This window comes from Oceanobacillus halophilus, assembly GCF_003628505.1.
Taxonomy (GTDB): domain Bacteria; phylum Bacillota; class Bacilli; order Bacillales; family Amphibacillaceae; genus Oceanobacillus; species Oceanobacillus halophilus.
In genome coordinates, this window is sequence record NZ_RBZP01000006.1 from 35,173 (window position 1) to 54,484 (window position 19,312).

Below are 19,312 nucleotides of genomic sequence, written 5' to 3' on the forward strand. Positions count from 1 at the left end.
TCATGTCGATAAATTTAATAAATACGTAACACGACTCTGATCACACGGTTTGTTTATGTAATTTGATCACAGTTGATGGAAATTGTTGATCTATTTAATTCAGAATAGTGCTTCACAACCGCTACGGAAATACACTTCGCTTTCCGCGGGGAGCTGGTGAGCCTCCTTCGTGCTGTCGCACTACGTAGTCTCACCGATGCTCTTCTTCCCGCAGGAGTCTCCGTGTATTTCCTCCGCTATTCGTCTGCTCTACTTGTATAAAAAAGAAATATACTGTTTTAAGGATTATAACGGTCTTAAAACGTAATTACTAGAGATATAAGCCAAAGTAATCTTGAGCGCCTATTTAAGCGGAGGCATAATACGAAGACTTCCTCGAAAATAAAAACCAATTTTCTTCGTGCGATGTAATGCTGACGAAGCCTTCCTTGTCCTGCGGGAATAGCACGTGTCCAGACCTGAGCAGGAAGTGGTTTTCTTCCGAGGAGGCTGAGGCCGTGCCCGCGGAAAGCGAAGTATTCTGGCGGAGCGAATGAATGCACAAATCAAACATAAGTGTGAGCGAGAGCTACACTATCTTGAATTAAAGATATCAACAGTCTATACAAATATCGAACAAAGTTATGGTTCTTTATGTTATTTCATCTAGTGCTATAAAATTTTTCTAAATATTACGGTGCTAGACAAAAAAAGTGCATATGCTCTAAAAGCATACACACTCTTTTATATTGTCATTTTATTCTGCTACATCTGCCCATTTATACTCATAGGTTGCTCCAAATGGGTTAACAAAGACACCATCTATTCTTGGTGATACTAATTGTGCTCTTGAAGACTGGTATACAGGTGCAATTGCTGCATCTTCAAATAATACTTTTTCCGCTTCTAAGAAGTTGTTATAACGAGCAACATTATCCGTCGCTAGTGTTGTAGCAGTCTCTTGTACTAACTCGTCATACTCTGGATTTGAATATTCCATATGATTGTTACCACTATCCGTAGTCCAAAGATTCATAAATGTAAATGGATCTAAGAAGTCAGGACCCCATCTGGAAAGTTGCAGCTCATAATCTTCATTTGTATCTAAATCCAAACGTTGTTCTTTTGGAACACGTTTCATATTAATCGATAATCCTTCCAGATTTGTTGAAAGCTGGTTGGCAATATACTCTACAAGCGTTTTGGTTGTTTCATCATCATCAACTAGAAATTCTAATTCTACAGAATCCGCACCAATTTCTTCTAATCCTTTTGCCCATAATTCTTGAGCTGCTTCCACATCATAGGTTACTAAATCTCCATTAACTGCACGGAAATCCTCACCTGTTTCAGGCATTGGAGTAAAGTCAGCTGGGATTAGACCATTTGCCACTAATGATCCATTATTCAAAATCTCATTAACTAAAGCATCTTTGTCAAATGCACGACTAATTGCAGCACGAATATTTTCGTTTGCTAAAGCATCTGTTGTTTCTTGGTTAAATTTCAAGAAATAAACAAAAGTATCAGCTGAAATTGCATAGTTTTCATGTGTAGCATACTGGTCCACAAGGTCAGACGCTAAGTCAATACGGTCAACTGTACCTTCTTCATATAATCTTACTGCTGTTTGCGGATCTTTCACAACTTCAAAGGTTAGCCTATCCATTTGAACCGCATCTGCATCCCAATAATCCTCATTTTTCACTAACTCCCACGAATTGCTCGTACTATCCCAGTTCGTCATTTTATATGGGCCATTAGCTAATAAATTTTCTTCGTTCGTTGCAAAGCTATCTCCCTTTTCTTCCACAAATGCTTGATTTAACGGGAAGAAAGTTCCAAACGTAGTCAATGTTTCAAAATATGGTGTTGGATTTTCTAATTCCACAACTAAGGTGAAGTCACCATCTGCTGTCACACCTAAATCTTCTACAGGAGCTTCTCCTGAACTTACAGCCGTTGCATTTTTAATGACATTATTCATCATATATGGACCGTATTCAGATCCAGTGTCCGGATTAACAGCACGTTGCCATGAATAAACAAAATCATGAGCAGTAACTGGGTCACCATTTGACCAAACGGCATCTTCACGTAAAGTAAACGTCCAAGTAAGACCGTCCTCACTCACTTCATGATCAGTTGCAATTCCATCAACTGGTTGTGCATTTTCATCTAATCGATATAACCCTTCCATCATTGCTGCTAAATAAATAAAGGATGATTCATCTGTTGCTAATGATGGGTCCATGGAAGGAATAACTTCCGGATTAACAAAACTTAGTACTTTTTCTTCTTCTCCACTTGTTTCTGCTGCTGGATTTTCCGTTTCTTCTGCCTCATTTTCTTCTGTACCAGCAGTCTCCTCACTATCATCACCAGAACAAGCAACTAACACACTTATTAGTACGCCTAGTGTGATTAATAATAGCCAGTTTTTAAACTTCATATCTGCATCCCCCTTTATGTTCGTAAATCCCATAAAAACCGATTATCCAAGTTGTCTAACCGTAGATTGAATTATAACCTTAATGTAAATATTTTGTAAAGTAAATTTTAGAAAAATAGTAAAATTCAACCGGTAAACTAGATAGATTTCTTGACAATATTATGAAAATTCAATATGATAGTATTAATTATAATTAGTTCCAAAGGAGGGGAAAGAATGCAAATAGATTATCTTAGATCCTCCCTTCTTGAAATGCTTTCAGAGGTATCAGAGAACTTTTCCATATGCATACATAGTTCTAATGGAAATATTACCATCAATGCAGAAAACCAAAAAAAGGCTGCAAGTATCGTTAAACTATTTATTCTCGTAGAAGCTTTTAGACAAAAGGAAAAAGGTAACCTTTCATTTGATGATACTGTCTCTATAGATAAGAAAAGAATGGTTGGCGGTTCTGGTATTATTACGAATTTGACGGAATCTCACGTTTATAGTTATCGCAACCTTATCGAGTTAATGATTATCGTATCTGATAATACAGCATCTAATGTATTGCTTGATAAACTTGGAATAAATGAAATTAATAATCTAGCTAACCAAATTGGTTGCGAACAAACGATAATAACACGAAAATTCATGGACTATCATGCTGCATCCAAAGGTTTTGAAAATTACACCTCAGCAAGTGATGTCTGCAAACTATTACAACTACTACCCAAGAAAAACAATATTTTATCAGATAATAGTCGCGAACAAATATTAGATATTCTAGCAAAACAGCAATTTAATCACAAACTGCCTAGTTATTTTCCCGAGGGTACAACTTTCTATCATAAGACAGGTGAAATAACTGGCGCAGAACACGATGCTGGTATCTTTAAAAATAAGCAAGAAATGATTCCAATTGCTGTTTTATCCGATGGCTGGGAAGAAAACGGAAGAGCACAAAGGTATTTGGCTGAAATCGGGAGGCTCATTTATAAATACGCACAGTAAACCCGAATACTTTCTTCAAACTTTAATTAAATCTTTTAAAAGGGAGTAGTGTTATCTATGAATGTAAAAATAGCCGTATTTGGAAGAAATGAGGTAATTACGAGGTTCAGTAAACTTACTGACCAACAAAATGATGTAGAAATGGTTCGTTTTATATATGAACAAGAAGAAGAAACCATCCAATTAATTGAAAAGGCTTTCATGTGTGATATTTACGTATTTACAGAGCCTCTTTCCTATCTATATGTCAAGCAAAAAGTGGAGAAAAAACGATTACCTGTTGTTCAGGTTCCCCAAGATGAACTAATGGTATTAAGATCTTTCTATCAACTGAAAAACACACAAATTGGAAAGCGCCTTTCAGTAGATGTGGAAAATGAAAAGAGTGTAAAAAATGTAATGCAAGAAATAGAGGGAAACTTCCAGAATATCCATATCTATGACTATGGATTAGATTCAAAGATTTCGATTGATGATATTGCAAACTTTCATATAAATTTATGGAAAAATGGAAAAATCGATTATGTCCTAACCTCCGTTAAATCTGTAGAGAAACTACTTAAAGAGCAAGATATTCCCGTTAGCACCATGGACATACCGGAGATAAACTTTGAAAAAACAATTACATATTCCAAATCAAAATTAAAACTGGACTTAAGTAAAAGCGCTCAAGTGGTAACAGGATATATACAAATTAAAAATGATAAAGAGAACCAACAAAAGCTCCAGACTGCGATGAACAAACTTAGAGATATCTTAGAAAAATTTAGTAAGAAAACAGATGTTTCTGTATTTCAAATTTCTAATCATCAAATTGTTTTATTTGGAACAAAAGCATTGATTAATCATTTAACCAATCATTATCGCGATTTTCCATTGCTGAGGGAAATTAAATCAGAGGTAAACGTTCCAGTAGATATAGGGTACGGTTTAGGTCTCACTGCTAAGCAATCAGAGGTAAACGCTAAAATAGCTGTGGAGACATGTAGTAAAACAGAGGATAGTAAATGCTATATTGTGAATGAAAGGCAAGAAACGATTGGCCCGATAGGTGTGAAAAAGGAATTTGACGCATCAAGATTATACCATGCCCTTATTCACAATGCCCGATTGAATAATGAGTTATCTTATAATTTCATTGATTTTATTCGAACAAGAAATAATGAGCCATTTTCATCTAATGATATTGCCAACTATTATAATGTTACTAAACGCAGTGCAGAGCGGACTGTTAATAAACTATTAAACGGAGAAGTTATTAAGGTATCCGGAGAGGAAAGACCTTATCAAAAAGGCAGACCTAGAAAGTTATTTACATTAAATCAATAGATTACAAACCAAGAGGCTGGGACATAACTAAAGTGTTTAACTCAGAAAACGAACAATGTGCTACATAGCGGAGGAAATATACGTAGACTCCTTGAAAAAAGAAGACCACTTTTTTCTGCGTGCGATGTTTCGCTGCCGAAGCGTTCCTTGTCCTCCGGGAAGAAGAGCATCGGTGAGACTGCGTAGTGAGGGAACTACTTGAATATTCTTCCCTGCTTCCTTGCGCCGAGGAAGCCCGCTTCAAAGCATCACTGGAAGACGCAGGGGCACACGCTTTTCAGCACGAAGGAGGCTCACCAGCTCCCCTAAGGTGTGCGAAGTATATTTCCGGAGCGGTATTTATGCACCAATCCACCAATCATGTTCGGGTTTTCCTTTGAGTAAATACTTTTGTCCCAACCTCTTTTTCACGTAATTTGTAGGACGATTCCTTAACTTCATAAAATTGGGTATGGAAGTTTGTGCGTTTTTACCGCTACGGAAAATACGTCGTACTCTATCCCTTCTATATGAAAGCAACAGCTTCTATTAAATGTGTTTATATATTTAACAATTCACGAACATCTTCTTCGCTTAAGCTGGAAAGCATTGTTTCTCCTGGCTGTATAACTTGGTCAATCAGTTCTCGTTTTTTCTGTTGTAGGTCATATATTTTTTCTTCAATCGTACCTTCTGTAACCAGGCGGATGACCTGTACAACGTTTTTCTGACCAAATCGATGGGCACGTCCTGTTGCCTGATCTTCTACTGCAGGATTCCACCACAGGTCATAAAGGATAACGGTATCTGCACCAGTAAGGTTCAGACCTGTACCACCTGCTTTTAAGGAAATAAGGAAAATATCTTTTTCTCCATTATTAAAACGTTCACTCATCTCTACACGATCTTTAGAATGCGTTTGCCCGCTTAAATAAAAATAACCAAGTCCTTCTCTTTCTAATCGTTTCATTATGATTTCATGCATACTTGTAAATTGTGAAAAAACCAGCATCCTTTTTCCATTCTCCACAGCACTTTTAACCGTGTCCATCAATTGCTCCAGTTTACCAGATTGACCTTGGTAGTTTTCAATAAACATGGAAGGATGGCAGCAAATTTGCCGTAATCTCGTTAATCCAGCTAGTATTTTCATTCGATTTTGATTAAAACCACTTTCTTTCATGGACTGTGCTGCCTCTTGCTGGACTTGTCTTAAATAACCAACATACAAATCCTTTTGGTCCTTTGTCAGCTCAGATACATGAACAGATTCAATCTTATCTGGAAGCTCTTTTAAGACATCCTTCTTCAATCGCCGTAAAATAAACGGACGAGTTATGATCGATATTTTTTCATTGGATAGTTGTTTAAAACTCCGATGATTTGGCAGCAATCCAGGTAAGATAACTTGAAAAATGGCCCACAATTCATCGATGGAATTTTCAATAGGTGTACCACTTAGCGCAAACCTTCTTGTTGCTTTTATTTCACGCATTGCTCTGGATGTTTTCGTTGCATAATTTTTAATATATTGCGCTTCATCCAGAATCAAGGTCTGAAACGTCCTATCCCGATAATACTCTATATCCTGTCTTAATGTGGCATAGGAGGTAATCCATACATCCATATCCTTGGATGCTTCCATCTTTTCATGACGTTCGCCTGGGTTCCCGGTCATAATGGTTACTCGCAAGTCTGGTGCAAACTTTTCAAACTCATTTTTCCAATTGTAGACTACGGATGAAGGTGCAACAATTAAATGCGGTCCCTGTACAACAGGTTCTGATGCAATATACGCAATACTTTGTAAGGTTTTCCCTAGCCCCATATCATCTGCTAATATGCCACCTAAATGATAATGGCTTAAGGACTTAAACCATTGGTATCCTGTCATCTGATAACTTCTAAGATTTGCATTTAGATTCTCTGGAAGATCATACACTTGTTCTTCTGGTGATTTCAGCTGATGGAGCAATGTTCTAAACGCTGGATCATAGCTTTTGTCGGTTTGAATCACATCATCAAGCTGTGTACCGCGATACACAGGCATTTGAACATTCCCGTTTTGTATATCTACCTTATCAATATTCATGTCCTGTAAAAAACGATTGATTGATGTAAATTCTTCTCCTTCTAAGGAAAGAAGTGCACCATCCGATAATCGGTAATATCGTTTCTTTTCAATAACTGCATCTAATATTTTATTAATTTCCGAATCATCTACTCCATTAATGTCAAAACCGATTTCCAACAAGTTAGAAGATGTTTCCAGGCGCACATTTGTACTCGGTATAGGCTCATTTTCTACAACTAAACTGCGAAGTTCTGATGTTAAAAACAGCTCTACTTGTTCATCCATTAACGGTACCATATAATAAAGAAAATTGTATAACTCTTCTTCATCCGCTTCAATATATAGCTCCTTGCCATTGTAATGGAAGTTAGCATGCTCAATAAGCTGCATGATATGTTGCTCTTTTTCAACATCGCGTATAATAATAACGTCATCACTTTGTTTACGACCATTAAAAGGATCAATCAAATGGTCCCCATAATGATATTCTAATTTACCAGTTATCCAGTCGGCTTTCATTTCCAAGTACAACTTTGCCCGCAGTGGTACTTGAATAATTTCTGATTTAACATTTTCAGCAGCTTCCACATTCCCTACTTTTTTTAAAGAAGGAAGAACTTCCGATACAAACGTGTCTGCCTGCTGTTTCGTTATGGGCAGTTTTAAATCTTCCATGCCAAAGCCAACCATCTGCTCTAATATAGGAATTTGTTCTTTCTTAGGATAATAGAAAATTCCTTCCGCAAAAAGGATTTCATACGGCTTAAAATAAGTTGCTCCAGAAACATCATCCATCGTTAACATTAAATCATCACGTTCATTTTTTGTAAGTGAAAATTGAAATGGTAAAGTTTCTTTCTCAACGGTTATATGGTTATACATCTTGTCACGAGCATCGACAACAAAATTCCGCTCCGTTAATTTTTCGATGAGCTCTTTTGCAATAAATGGAGGAACAACGATGGAACGTCTATCATTGACATTCCCTTGATAATGATAGAATCTAAATCCATCATAGATTTCCTCATTCCTTCGAATCGAATATAACATTTCAAAGATTTCTACATCCTGCTTCAGAAAATAGTGGTTATCCGGGCTGTACGTAAATTTCTTTGTGAAGAAGTATTCCTTCCCTTCAAGTACATCACGTAAAAATTCAAAGGCATCTTTAATTACATAGCGATGAGATTCCCCAGCTTTTAATTCAATTACAATATTTCGATCATACGACCACTTGCAATAATACTCAACTTGCATTGGCCTTTTTTCAGGTAGTACTTCCGTATTCTGACTTGGTTGATTAACAGAACTTAATACTTGCATAAATCGGTCTGTTAATTTGTAGTTGTAATTTTTTGTTCCTAATGCTTGATTAGACTCTTTATTGGCGATACTTATTAATGTTGCTGCAATATGCTTACATGATCCAAAAGTATCAAATGCTGGACAATCACAATACGTATCAACCGATCCACTATCCATATCTTTCATATTGATTTCGACAAAGTAATCCTCTGATCCCTGTACGGTTGCTGTCCAAACTTGATAATTAATATCATAGAGTAAATCACTAACTTTATTCTGTTTATAGTATTCTAATCCTCGTCTGTAGATAACTGACGGAAATAGTTTTTGGAGATTAATTTCGCTAAGTCTTTTCACAACACTAGTAACCTACCTTCATCTATCTCTTTATCTATTTTAACTATCCTTCTATTGTAAACGAGACATCGTAGTTTTTAAACCTCTCAGGCTTGCTCTTACTATCATTGGGTTTTTTATACTCAATTATACCTATCAATGCTTTAAAAGCTGACACTTAGTGCCAGCTTTTTATTGTAATTTTTTCGTAATCTCGTTATACCACCGCTCTGTTTCGGTAGAATCCTTGCTATTGATAATAAAATAAGTTTCATTTAGGTCAATTAATAAGTATGGTTTATTTTCCCCGTGAATATAGAGCTTTCCTCCTCCATATTCCTCTAAGTCAAAGTTACCAATTAATCGTTCCCCAAAAGCATAACCATTTGTTCTTAAATTTATCTCAGGAATATCCTCTATTAATTCTATTTCCTGTATTTCCTCTATCTTGAACTCTATACCATAAGGTCCAGTAATTTCTATTTGTTCTTCATTTATTATAAGGTCATTGGCAATAAAACCTCTTCCTAAGATGTATCCGACAATTCCGATGGTAATAAATGCAGTTATGGCACTGGATAGATAAGCACTTTGTCGTCTTTCCTTTAACTCATATTTTTGTATATAGATATATCCAATGACAAACACAATAAGAAAAATCCCTACGGAAATCTCAAAAGCATAGGATATCCCTGCCATCATTGCTATAAGACCTATCGATAGAATAATTCCAGTAGCAAGATATAATCTCCCTGTAGCCCTCAGGAAACCAGTTTTTTCAAGTTTTTTAATTTCTTCTTCCGGCCGGGTTCTCATTCCTGTAACAAAAAAGTATTTCCTTTTCTTTAGTATTAAAAATGCTGCAGTATATGTAAAACTAACAGCGATGGTTAAAACTAAAAGACCCATTCCATTCATATGTTTGCTAAGCTCCTCAACGATTAAAATTACCTCATTATTTTACCATTCTTTTCGCCTTCATATAAAGATAAATGTATAAAATCATCGAAACGATAATAGAAACAGCTGAGGTTATATAAATAGATTCATATCCAAATACGGCAATTTGGCCAAAAAGTATGGCACCTATACCTACCCCTAAGTCAAAAAAGGAAAAGAAAGTAGCGTTTGCCATTCCCTTTCGATTATTAGAGGCCTTCTCCACCGCCCAAGCTTGAAGGGCAGGCTGAACACCACCAAAACCTAGACCATAAAGTGCAGCACCTATTAACAATACGATGGTATTAGGTATCCATGCCAGTAATATCATAGCAAAAAATATAAGAGCCGCTCCTGGCAGGAAAACAAATAAATGCCCTTTTTGATCATAAATTTTTCCAGAGAATGTTCTAGAAATCATTAAGAACACTGCAAAAACTAAAAAATATAATTGAATTCCTCCAACTCCCTTTTCTAATGTATGTAATGGAAGAAATGTAGCTATCCCACCAAAAGTAACGGTGATAAAAAACAATAGGATAGATGGTTGTAAAGCTGTTTTTTCAAAAATATCGAATTTAATCGTCGTCGTTTTATGTTCGACCTCCTGCACCTTTTTATAATGTATTTTAGAGGCTAATAAAAAGGCTGTTATTCCTAGGGAAGCACATATTAAAAATAGTTGTGTAAAAGAAATGACTCCAACTAATGTTAGTCCGAGTGACGGACCAAATGCTAAGGCAATATTCCCAGATAACCCAAAATATCCCAGACCCTCTCCTCTTCGCTTTGGAGGAATCAAATCAGTGGCAACTGTTCCACCGGCAGTAGTTGATAATCCCCAGCCAATTCCTTGTACAACCCGAAAAACAAACAATAGCACGATGCTGGCGATAAAAGCGTAAGCACCTACCGATAAAACAAATACCGATAAACCCGCTAAGTAAACAAAGCCCCTTCCTTTGGATTCAAGTGCATGCCCAGCATATGGCCGAAATAACAAGGCTGAAAACGTAAAAACCCCTACCACCATACCAACTAATTGATCACTGCCTCCGAGTTCTTTTACAAATAGTGGAATAGTCGGTAATGTCATTTGGAAACCCAAGAAAATAAAAAAGTTTGCCATACATACTAAAACAAAATCTCGAGTCCAAATCTTTTCTTGTACCGGTTTGACCTTTACATTTGTAGCAGGTTCCATCTTTCCCTTCCTTTCCTTCGAGTTCCGAAATAAGACTCGTAATATTGGGCAGGTAGCTATCCATTCTTTGGATACATACCTGCCCTAAACATAACCTTAGGTTATTATCTAATGTTTTCGAATCTTTTATTAATACATTCTCTTTTCTTATTCTATTGTTTGATCTTGTCTTTTATTATACAGGAACATGTACTAGTTTTGAATACATATTTTAGACTATTCAGAATAGGTAGCGTCAAAAAAACAGGCGTTTACGTTTAGTAGTCGCCTGTTTTTGTTTTTTATTTTATTCAAGGACCTTTTTAACTTGGTAGGAGAAGATGGAAATTGTTGATATATATAATTAAGAATAGTTAGCTCTCGCTTACACTTATGAATGTTTTCTGCTGTCATTCGCTCCGACAGAATACTTCGCTTTCCGCGGGCACGGCTTCAGCCTCCTCGCGGAAAAAGCGCCGCTGCGGGGTCTTCAGACTCGTGCTTTTCCCGCAGGAGTCTACGTATTCTGCCTCCGCTATGTTAGATGGTCTAGATATTTTTATAGTTAAAGTCCATAATGTCACGTTTGGGATAGTTGTTCCTCGTATAAAATAAATTTATTTACTTAAAATCAAGTAGGCAGGAACTTAGCGGAGAAATACACGGAGACTCCTTGAAAAAAGAAGACCACTTTTTGTGCGTCAGCACGAAGGGGGCTCACCAGCTCCCCGCGGAAAGCGCAGTGTATTTCCGTAGCGGATAATAAGCACTATTCTGAATTACAGATTTCAACAGTCTATACAAAAAGCAACGTAAACTGTAGAAAGCAATAAATCTTTTAAGTGGGTGTTTAACTGCTGTTTCTACTTATTGGAAAATGGTCTTATTTAATGACCCCACATGCGATTCGGCTTCCTGCATCTCCGGACGGTTGTGATAGGTAATCATCTGCATCTGAGTGTATGACTAGAGCTGTGCCGCCTTCTTTGAAGAGGGAGTTTTCTTTTCCCTTTTCCAACGTCACCATGTCAGCCATTACCTCTGTATACAATGTACCATCTTCTGCAACTTCTATATTCTCTAAATCACCTGCATGTCTTCCTTCTGGATGATCAAATCCGTGTTTCTTATCAGTTGGATTAAAGTGCCCCCCAGCCGATTCAAAATCTGGTGGTTCACAGATTCCTTTTTCATGGATATGGAACCCGTGTAATCCAGGTGGTAGTTTTTCTCCTTTAACGGCGATGTTAACACCCGTCTCCGTCTCTATCAAAGAAGCCGTTGCTACAACTTGTCCATCGGTGTCTTTTAATTCAACAAGTACATCCGATTCACTTATAGCATTCACTTCCTGAGATTCTTCAGAGCTAGAAATTTTCCTTTCACCCTCCGATTGACTTATCTCTTGTGCATCCTCTTGGCCACATGCTGATAGTGTAATAACTAAAGTTAGTATGGTAAAAGATAATAAACGTTTCATGTTGAATATCTCCTCCTCATTTAATACACAAACATTTTTCACCAATTGGGATGTATTTAAACATAATAAAAGGATGTTTGTAGACTTTCTACAAACATCCTTTTCCATTTCAATTGACTATGCTGCTACTGTTTCTTTGTTTACCTTGTCCTTCACAATTGGAGTATGGTCTTTCAAGAATGGAATAACCCATCTGTCTAATCCATAACGTCCTGCATTGTACCCTGCAGCTAGAATGAATACTGTCATTAATACCATTTGTGCATTCGTACTTACTGTTCCACTGAATAGGAAAGCAAAGTTCATGGTAATTCCCATTAGTGCTGCAAAGTTAGTAAAGATTCCTAAGATAAGTGCTAATCCAACCAACAACTCGCCCCACATAACCATAAAGCTAAAAAGTCCTGCATTCGGCAATGCGACTGTTTCTAAGAATGCTGCCCACCAGCCCTGTACTGCTGGATGTTCTCCACCTGCGCTTGCAATTGCTCCTTGAATAAATCCACTTGCATCAAATCCGCCACCTGTTATTTTTCCTAATCCACCTGTGAACCAAGCATATCCTAGATAGACTCTTAACACAGTTAATATTGCTGCCATCATTTTGTTATTACGAATGAATTCCATAATCATCATTGAAAACCCCTTTTCGTTAATTTTATTGTTTAATAATTCACATGTTTGTTTAAAAATTTATGCTGCAACTGCTTCTTTTTTCACTTTGTCTTTCACAATTGGAGTATGGTCTTTCAAGAATGGAATAACCCATCTGTCTAATCCATAACGTCCTGCATTGTACCCTGCTACTAAGATAAATACTGTCATTAAAACCATTTGCGCATTTGTACTTACTGTTCCACTGAATAGGAAAGCAAAGTTCATGGTAATCCCCATTAATGCTGCAAAGTTTGTAAAGATCCCTAAGATAAGTGCTAATCCGACCAACAACTCGCCCCACATAACCATGAAGCTAAAGAGTTCTGCATTCGGCAATGCAACTGTTTCTAAGAATGCTGCCCACCAGCCCTGTACTGCTGGATGTTCTCCACCTGCGCTTGCAATTGCTCCTTGAATAAATCCACTAGCATCAAATCCGCCACTTGTTATTTTTCCTAATCCACCTGTGAACCAAGCATATCCTAGATAGACTCTTAACACAGTTAATATTGCTGCCATCATTTTGTTATTACGAATGAATTCCATAATCATAATGATTACCCCTTTATTATTAAATTTGATTTGTAATTGTTCTTGTTCATTGTTTCACAATATTGTGTGGTGTTTCTTAGTACATTTTTATATTAACATGATTTTTATCATTGCAAACATGTTTGTGTAATAGTTCACAAATTGGTAACAAATATTTGAACAAAATTTGAACGTAATTATGTTATTTACAGTGGAAATAGTGTAAACCTTTAGAAATAGGAAATAAGGAAATAAATATGAAACTTTCTATTTCTTATTACGTACTACATGTATCACGCGCTATAACGGATTTCTAGCAACCATAGAAAGGAGACAAAAGTAGTGGTAATAGAAATTCTCAAAGTAATTGGTATTCAGCTGATCCTTCCTGCCGCTTTTATCATTTCTCTTTGGCGGGCAAAATACACAAATCGATTGGATTGGCTCATTCAAGTATTATTTACCCTTATCTTTATTACTTGGCTTGTCATGGCAGGACGCTGGGATTGGCTTGGATATTACCTGCGATTTCTCTGGATTATCCCAACATTGCTTGCCATTTATTTATCTTATCGCAAAACAAGAGCACTGCCCTTTCGAAAACCTTTAGAAACTAATGAAAAAATATCAAGAGGAATCAATATCTTCTTAATAATTATCTTTGGACTGTACAATGTTGCAGTGTTTATCAGTTTTTCGAGTACGAGTAAAGAAGAAGCAATTGAATTAACTTTTCCATTAAAAGATGGCACATATTACATTGCTCATGGTGGCAGCACAACGATGATGAATTATCACAATAGTTACGATCCTCAAGCATTCGCCCTCGATGTTTTAGCGCTAAACAATTATGGGGCACGTGCTAACGGACTATATCCAAAGGATCTCGATAAATATGTCATCTATGGAGATATTTTATACAGTCCTTGCAGTGGTAATGTGTTAGAAACAGAAGAAAATTTACCAGATTTAACCCCACCCGAAATGGACCCGCAACAGCCAAAAGGAAATTATGTTGCCATTCAATGCGAAAATAGTGATGCCATCATTTATATCGCCCATATGCAGGAAAACAGTATTACCGTCGAATCGGGACAATTTATTGAAGAATCTCAACCAATAGGTAGTGTTGGTAATTCCGGAAACACCTCAGAACCTCACCTTCATATTCACGCTGAGAAAGATGGAGTGGGTGTTCCTTTGAAATTTGATGGTGAGTTCCTTGTTCGAAATGATTTAGTTAAACAAAAAGAGGAGTAAGTCGAATAACGACGAGAGGATGAGTGAGTCATGGAAGTCTTATTAACGGTAAAAGAGATCGAAAAGTCTTTTAAAGACAAAAAGGTATTAAAAAATATTACATTTGAAGTTCGTAAAGGAGAAATTATGGCCATACTCGGGCCAAACGGTGCCGGAAAATCAACAACCATACGAAATATTATGGGAATCATGTATCCAGATAACGGGGCAATAACATTTCATCAACACAACGGAAAAGGGATTCCCCGGAATAAAATTGGCTATTTACCAGAAGAACGTGGATTATATCAGAATGTAAAAGTAATGGATATTTTACTTTATCTGGCAGAGTTAAAAGGGTATCCCCTAGATAAAGCAAAAGAACGCGCACTCATGTATCTAAAGAAATTCGATTTAGAAGGAAAAGAGAAAGTCTCGGTAGAAGAGCTCTCTAAAGGAATGGGGCAAAAAGTCCAGTTTATCTCATCCATCATACATGAACCGGAGCTTTTAATATTAGATGAACCTTTTTCAGGATTAGACCCAGTTAGTCAAGAATTATTTAAAAAAGAAATCAGAAGCTTAGCTGATAATGGTACAGCGATTTTATTATCCTCCCATCAAATGAATCTCGTAGAAGAAATGTGCGATCGTCTTTTTATGATCCAAAATGGTCAGAAAGTTATCTATGGAACTTTAGACGACGTCAAAACTCAATACGCGAACTTTAAGTGCACAATTTACGGCAATAATAATATCGCAGACTTAGAGCGTATTTCACATGTTCAGCGAGTAGAACAAGAAGGAGATACATCCACTCTTTATTTAGATAAAGATGTTGTACCAAACACTTGGTTAAAGGAGCTTCCAGAAAACATTCTAATTCAAGAGCTAAAAATAAACCGAATTTCTCTTCATGAAATTTTTATTGACATTGCGACAAATAAAAACTTAATCCAGGAAGAAGGTGATGCGAATGCGTAATTCAATGAAAGTTGCCAAATGGGAAATTAAACGAAACATGAAAAATAAAACCTTCCTTATTGGGCTATTCTTAACTCCGATTATTATTGTGGCGTTTATGTTCCTAGGGACTATTTTTGGGGATGATTCTGAGAATGAAGTAATCCCTACAGATATTTATGTAAATGACCAGTTGAATTTATTGTCAGACCTACAAAATACGGTCAACCAAGCAGGTTATAATTGGAATATACAGCCTACTGATATTTCAGAGGCCGAAGTAGAAGATGTATTAGATGGCACTGAAAACACAGCCTATCTATATATTAATGAACAATCACTGCAGAGTGGAAATGTGCCCGTTTTTTTAAGTGAAGAAATAGATTCATTCTTTATGAACCAAGTACAAATTCTAGCAACACCTTTAAAATCATTCCAAATGCAACAACTGGATTTATCGAATGAAGAATTAGCTATTATTTCTAGCCAAATTACTTTTGAAGATACAAAAGTGGAGGAGTCAGCCGATGATTTAGAAGAGCAAGGTTCTGATTTACCAGCCACCCTAAGTAGATTAATACCAGGTATTTTTGCTGGATTTATCATGTTATCTATTGTTTTTACCGGAATGGCCATTTTCCAAAGTGCCTCACAGGAAAAGAAAGACAAAATCGCAGAGATCATCTTATCGTCATTAACACCGGGAGAGTTAATGCAAGGTAAAATTATTGGTTACTTTGCTTTAGGTATTATCCAAACAGTTGTTTCTATTATCATCTTACTTCCAGTTATCGCATGGAGAATGGATATACCTATTATGGAATATCTATTTGTTCCAGAGCTGGCCCTATTTATTTTTATTGCAGTGCTTGGCTACTTGCTTTTTGCTTCTATATTTGTTGGTATCGGAGCAACGATGGCCGATGTATCTACAGCAGGGAACTTCCAAGGTTTTGTCATGATGCTGCCATTTGCAACGTTTATTTTTATCGGCCCTGTACTAAGTGATCCAAGTGGACTTTGGGCACAAATCGGTTCTTATATTCCATTTACTTCGCCAGGTGTATTGATTCTTCGCCTTACCGTACTTGAGCAATGGCCTTGGATAGAAATTATTATTTCTTTAGCGATTTTAATCGTAAGTATTCTTTTATTTATGAAGCTCGCAGGAAAAATTTTCAAGGTGGGTATTTTATTATATGGAAAAAATGCAACACCTGGGGAAATTTGGAAATGGATCAAAGCATAATACAGCATCAAGGCACTAGTCGAATACGATTAGTGTCTTTTTTGAATGGATTTTCTGATAGCTTTGTAACTTTTTAAATGAATCTTTATCAAAGAACCCCTACTCCTATATATCTGAGACTATCTCCTTAACTTTAATAAATCCTTAATATGTTACATGTTTTCCATCTTATTTCATATATATATCTAATAACAACCGTTAACTAAATTTGTTTTATTTTACGAGATGATTTCAGAAATGATTGGTGCCTATTATTGTTTATATTGAGTTGTTTTGAGTTTGAAGATAATTGGTGGAAATTTACTGCTACTTAATTCTTATGCGCAGGAGTCTACTACCCTCCGCTCCAATCAACCTGCTTAATAGTGGTGGCTATTTCAGTAGAACTCCTTTATAACGTGCTAAGAAGTTTAAAAGCACTAGATTGGCGGAGAAAATACACGGAGACTCCTTGAAAAAGAAGACCGCTTTTTCTGCGTGCGATGATTTGCTGCCGTAGCGTTCCTTGTCCTGCGGGAAGAAAAGCCTAGGTGAGACTACGGAGAGAGATAGCTCGGAGTAGGCTCAGCAGCGCCCGCGGAAAGCGGAGTGTATTTCCGTAGCGGGTGTTAAGCAGTATTCTGAATGAAAGATATCAACAGTCTATACATTATTCGACTCAACTATAAAAAGCAACATAACTTAAAATAAATAGTTTTTTATCAACCATTTTAATCAAGGGGGATCATAAGTGAAGATTGCAGTGATTCATGGATCAACGAGAAAAAATGGGAATACTGAATATTTAACGTATCATGCCGTTCCAAAGGACAGAGGAACGCATATTTATTTACGCGACTACAATATACAACCAATTGTAGATGAACGTCATTCAGAGACTGGATTTAATGAAGTACACGATGATCATAAGAAACTAATTAACAAAATGCTGGAACATGACACTATCGTATTTTCCACCCCTATTTACTGGTATAGTATGTCTGGACCAATGAAAACTTTTATTGATCGCTGGTCACAAATTCTGCGCGACCCAGATTTTCCGCATTTCAGAGAGGAATTGAAGAAAAAGAAAATATTTCTTATCGCTGTTGGTGGTGATACTCCACAAATTAAGGGTCTTCCTCTTGTTGAGCAATTTAACTATATTTGTAAATTTTATGAGATGTCATTTGAAGGATACGTAATAGGAAAAGCAAGCCGTCCTGGGCAAATTATAAACGACCATAAGGCCCTAAGCGCTGCGTCAATGTTAATCGAGCAGTAGCTCATATTTATCATAAAATATCACATAATAGAAAAGGACTTTAGGATGGATTCTGAGAATCCATCCTATTATTATTTTCAAGTAACATACCTTTCCATCAATTATTTCTGGAAAATTTTACTTGTCTAATGCTTCATTACATAATAAGATAAATAGTAACTATTTCCATATACAAGGAGGAAGAAATGAAGCCAAAACATCATTTAGTTGTACTAGGACTCATTATAATATTTCTTTTTATACCAATGATGGTACATGCAGAAAGTGGACAAACGTATGAAGTAAACGCAGCAATACTTAATGTACGAAGTGAACCTGCTCAAAACTCTGAAATTATTGGCAGATTAACAACAGGAAATCAGGTCACTGTATTTCAGGAGAAATATGGGTGGATGCAAACGTACTTCGGTGGACAAGAAGCTTGGATAGCGAAGCAACATCTTATCCCATTAACCAAACAACCATCAGCAACTTCCGTAGCCAGTTCCGAAGTGGAGAACGATACGATCACAGTAATTGCTGATGGAGTACATATTCGTTCAGGTGCTGGGACTAATTTTTCCGTTATTGCTTCTGCAAGTAACGGGGATACTTATCCACTAGTTCAAACAGATGGAGATTGGCATCAGATTACTCTGTCTAATGGAAAACATGGATGGATTGCATCATGGCTTACAGATACCAATCAAGCAGATGCAGTGGAAAGCAACAGTACAGACACCAACGAAACCATGGATGAAAGTGACTTTATATTCCAAGGGTTCTCTGATGGTTCCGGGCCATTATCCGGTTATAAAATCGTGGTTGACCCAGGGCATGGGGGGAATGATCCAGGCGCCATAGGTCTTGGAGGAATTTTTGAAAAAGACCTTATTCTATCTACAGCAAAACAAGTCGTTCAACATCTACGTAATGCTGGGGCAACAGTTATTATTACAAGATCTGGAGATTATTACGTTTCATTGGAAGAACGTTCGCAAATAAGCAATTCCTTTAACACCGATGCTTTTGTCAGTATTCATTTTAATGCTTTTCCAATCTTAAAAACACAGGGCATAAGTACGTATTATCTAAGTCCAAATGGAAAACAGCTTGCAAATAGCATTCAATCTCAATTGTTTAACACGGTAAATCTGGAGAATCGTGGAATTAGACAGGAAGATTATTTTGTTCTCCGCAGTACAGAAGCACCAGCTGTTTTAATGGAGCTCGGGTTTATCACAAACCCTTATGACCTTAATGTCATTCAAACTACTGATTATCGAGATAAAGTTGGACAAGCTATCACCAATGGTTTAATTGAATTCTTTGAATAACATTTAAAGCTGTTCTCTGATATGGAGAACAGCTTTATTCG

The 19,312-nt window shown here is 36.7% G+C and carries 14 protein-coding genes; 7 read left to right on the forward strand and 7 right to left on the reverse strand.

The genetic code is table 11. The features are described 5' to 3' along the window. Window positions 1-736: 736 nt before the first annotated feature. Entirely contained in the window at window positions 737-2,431 is a 1,695-nt protein-coding gene (locus D8M06_RS09545) for a peptide ABC transporter substrate-binding protein (RefSeq protein ID WP_121204175.1), read from the reverse strand. A gap of 216 nt (window positions 2,432-2,647) precedes the next feature. Here D8M06_RS09545 and D8M06_RS09550 point away from each other — a divergent pair, with 216 nt between their 5' ends. After that, complete coding sequence (locus D8M06_RS09550; protein ID WP_158591774.1) at window positions 2,648-3,427, forward strand: serine hydrolase; 780 nt, start codon at window positions 2,648-2,650, stop codon at window positions 3,425-3,427. Window positions 3,428-3,484: 57 nt separating this feature from the next. Further along, window positions 3,485-4,756 carry a hypothetical protein gene (locus D8M06_RS09555; protein WP_121204177.1) on the forward strand — a complete coding sequence of 424 codons (1,272 nt, stop codon included), beginning with the start codon at window positions 3,485-3,487 and terminating at the stop codon, window positions 4,754-4,756. A gap of 538 nt (window positions 4,757-5,294) precedes the next feature. Here the strand turns inward: D8M06_RS09555 and D8M06_RS09560 are convergent. The 6 genes from D8M06_RS09560 to D8M06_RS09585 all read right to left on the reverse strand — a co-directional run bounded on the left by D8M06_RS09560 (window position 5,295) and on the right by D8M06_RS09585 (window position 13,261). Continuing rightward, entirely contained in the window at window positions 5,295-8,471 is a 3,177-nt protein-coding gene (locus tag D8M06_RS09560; protein WP_121204178.1) for a DEAD/DEAH box helicase, read from the reverse strand. A 171-nt stretch (window positions 8,472-8,642) separates the two neighbouring features. Then, window positions 8,643-9,368, reverse strand: coding sequence for a DUF3784 domain-containing protein (locus D8M06_RS09565; protein WP_121204179.1), 726 nt, complete (start codon window positions 9,366-9,368; stop codon window positions 8,643-8,645). Between the two features lie 37 nt (window positions 9,369-9,405). After that, window positions 9,406-10,593: an MFS transporter gene (locus tag D8M06_RS09570; RefSeq protein ID WP_121204180.1), complete on the reverse strand. Its 1,188-nt coding sequence runs from the start codon at window positions 10,591-10,593 to the stop codon at window positions 9,406-9,408. Between the two features lie 862 nt (window positions 10,594-11,455). Further along, the gene (locus D8M06_RS09575) at window positions 11,456-12,052 is read right to left on the reverse strand and encodes a superoxide dismutase family protein (RefSeq protein ID WP_121204181.1); all 597 of its coding nucleotides are present in this window, start codon (window positions 12,050-12,052) and stop codon (window positions 11,456-11,458) included. Between the two features lie 117 nt (window positions 12,053-12,169). Continuing rightward, a complete protein-coding gene (locus D8M06_RS09580; protein WP_121204182.1) occupies window positions 12,170-12,685 on the reverse strand; it encodes a DoxX family protein in 516 nt (171 codons plus the stop codon). 60 nt (window positions 12,686-12,745) lie between these two features. Continuing rightward, the gene (locus D8M06_RS09585) at window positions 12,746-13,261 is read right to left on the reverse strand and encodes a DoxX family protein (protein WP_121204183.1); all 516 of its coding nucleotides are present in this window, start codon (window positions 13,259-13,261) and stop codon (window positions 12,746-12,748) included. 321 nt (window positions 13,262-13,582) lie between these two features. On the opposite strand from D8M06_RS09585, the gene D8M06_RS09590 reads away from it, so the two are divergent. The 5 genes from D8M06_RS09590 (at window position 13,583) to D8M06_RS09610 (ending at window position 19,271) form a co-directional block, all read left to right on the forward strand. Beyond that, the gene (locus tag D8M06_RS09590) at window positions 13,583-14,500 is read left to right on the forward strand and encodes a M23 family metallopeptidase (protein WP_121204184.1); all 918 of its coding nucleotides are present in this window, start codon (window positions 13,583-13,585) and stop codon (window positions 14,498-14,500) included. Window positions 14,501-14,530: 30 nt separating this feature from the next. After that, on the forward strand, window positions 14,531-15,463 hold the full coding sequence (locus tag D8M06_RS09595) for an ABC transporter ATP-binding protein (protein WP_121204185.1): 933 nt from the start codon (window positions 14,531-14,533) through the stop codon (window positions 15,461-15,463). Further along, on the forward strand, window positions 15,456-16,691 hold the full coding sequence (locus tag D8M06_RS09600) for an ABC transporter permease (RefSeq protein WP_121204186.1): 1,236 nt from the start codon (window positions 15,456-15,458) through the stop codon (window positions 16,689-16,691). The genes D8M06_RS09595 and D8M06_RS09600 overlap by 8 nt, the downstream gene beginning before the upstream one ends. A gap of 730 nt (window positions 16,692-17,421) precedes the next feature. Further along, the gene (locus D8M06_RS09605; protein WP_121204187.1) at window positions 17,422-17,955 is read left to right on the forward strand and encodes a flavodoxin family protein; all 534 of its coding nucleotides are present in this window, start codon (window positions 17,422-17,424) and stop codon (window positions 17,953-17,955) included. A gap of 185 nt (window positions 17,956-18,140) precedes the next feature. Continuing rightward, the gene (locus tag D8M06_RS09610) at window positions 18,141-19,271 is read left to right on the forward strand and encodes an N-acetylmuramoyl-L-alanine amidase family protein (RefSeq protein WP_121204188.1); all 1,131 of its coding nucleotides are present in this window, start codon (window positions 18,141-18,143) and stop codon (window positions 19,269-19,271) included. The last annotated feature ends 41 nt before the right edge of the window (window positions 19,272-19,312 follow it).

Excerpts from the sequence above, each read along its gene's own strand:
- D8M06_RS09575 (WP_121204181.1), bottom strand. The coding sequence starts at position 12,052 with ATGAAACGTTTATTATCTTTTACCATACTAACTTTAGTTATTACACTA.
- D8M06_RS09555 (WP_121204177.1), top strand. The coding sequence starts at position 3,485 with ATGAATGTAAAAATAGCCGTATTTGGAAGAAATGAGGTAATTACGAGG.
- D8M06_RS09600 (WP_121204186.1), top strand. The coding sequence starts at position 15,456 with ATGCGTAATTCAATGAAAGTTGCCAAATGGGAAATTAAACGAAACATG.
- D8M06_RS09545 (WP_121204175.1), bottom strand. The coding sequence starts at position 2,431 with ATGAAGTTTAAAAACTGGCTATTATTAATCACACTAGGCGTACTAATA.
- D8M06_RS09595 (WP_121204185.1), top strand. The coding sequence starts at position 14,531 with ATGGAAGTCTTATTAACGGTAAAAGAGATCGAAAAGTCTTTTAAAGAC.
- D8M06_RS09550 (WP_158591774.1), top strand. The coding sequence starts at position 2,648 with ATGCAAATAGATTATCTTAGATCCTCCCTTCTTGAAATGCTTTCAGAG.
- D8M06_RS09610 (WP_121204188.1), top strand. The coding sequence starts at position 18,141 with ATGAAGCCAAAACATCATTTAGTTGTACTAGGACTCATTATAATATTT.
- D8M06_RS09585 (WP_121204183.1), bottom strand. The coding sequence starts at position 13,261 with ATGATTATGGAATTCATTCGTAATAACAAAATGATGGCAGCAATATTA.
- D8M06_RS09580 (WP_121204182.1), bottom strand. The coding sequence starts at position 12,685 with ATGATTATGGAATTCATTCGTAATAACAAAATGATGGCAGCAATATTA.
- D8M06_RS09570 (WP_121204180.1), bottom strand. The coding sequence starts at position 10,593 with ATGGAACCTGCTACAAATGTAAAGGTCAAACCGGTACAAGAAAAGATT.
- D8M06_RS09565 (WP_121204179.1), bottom strand. The coding sequence starts at position 9,368 with ATGAATGGAATGGGTCTTTTAGTTTTAACCATCGCTGTTAGTTTTACA.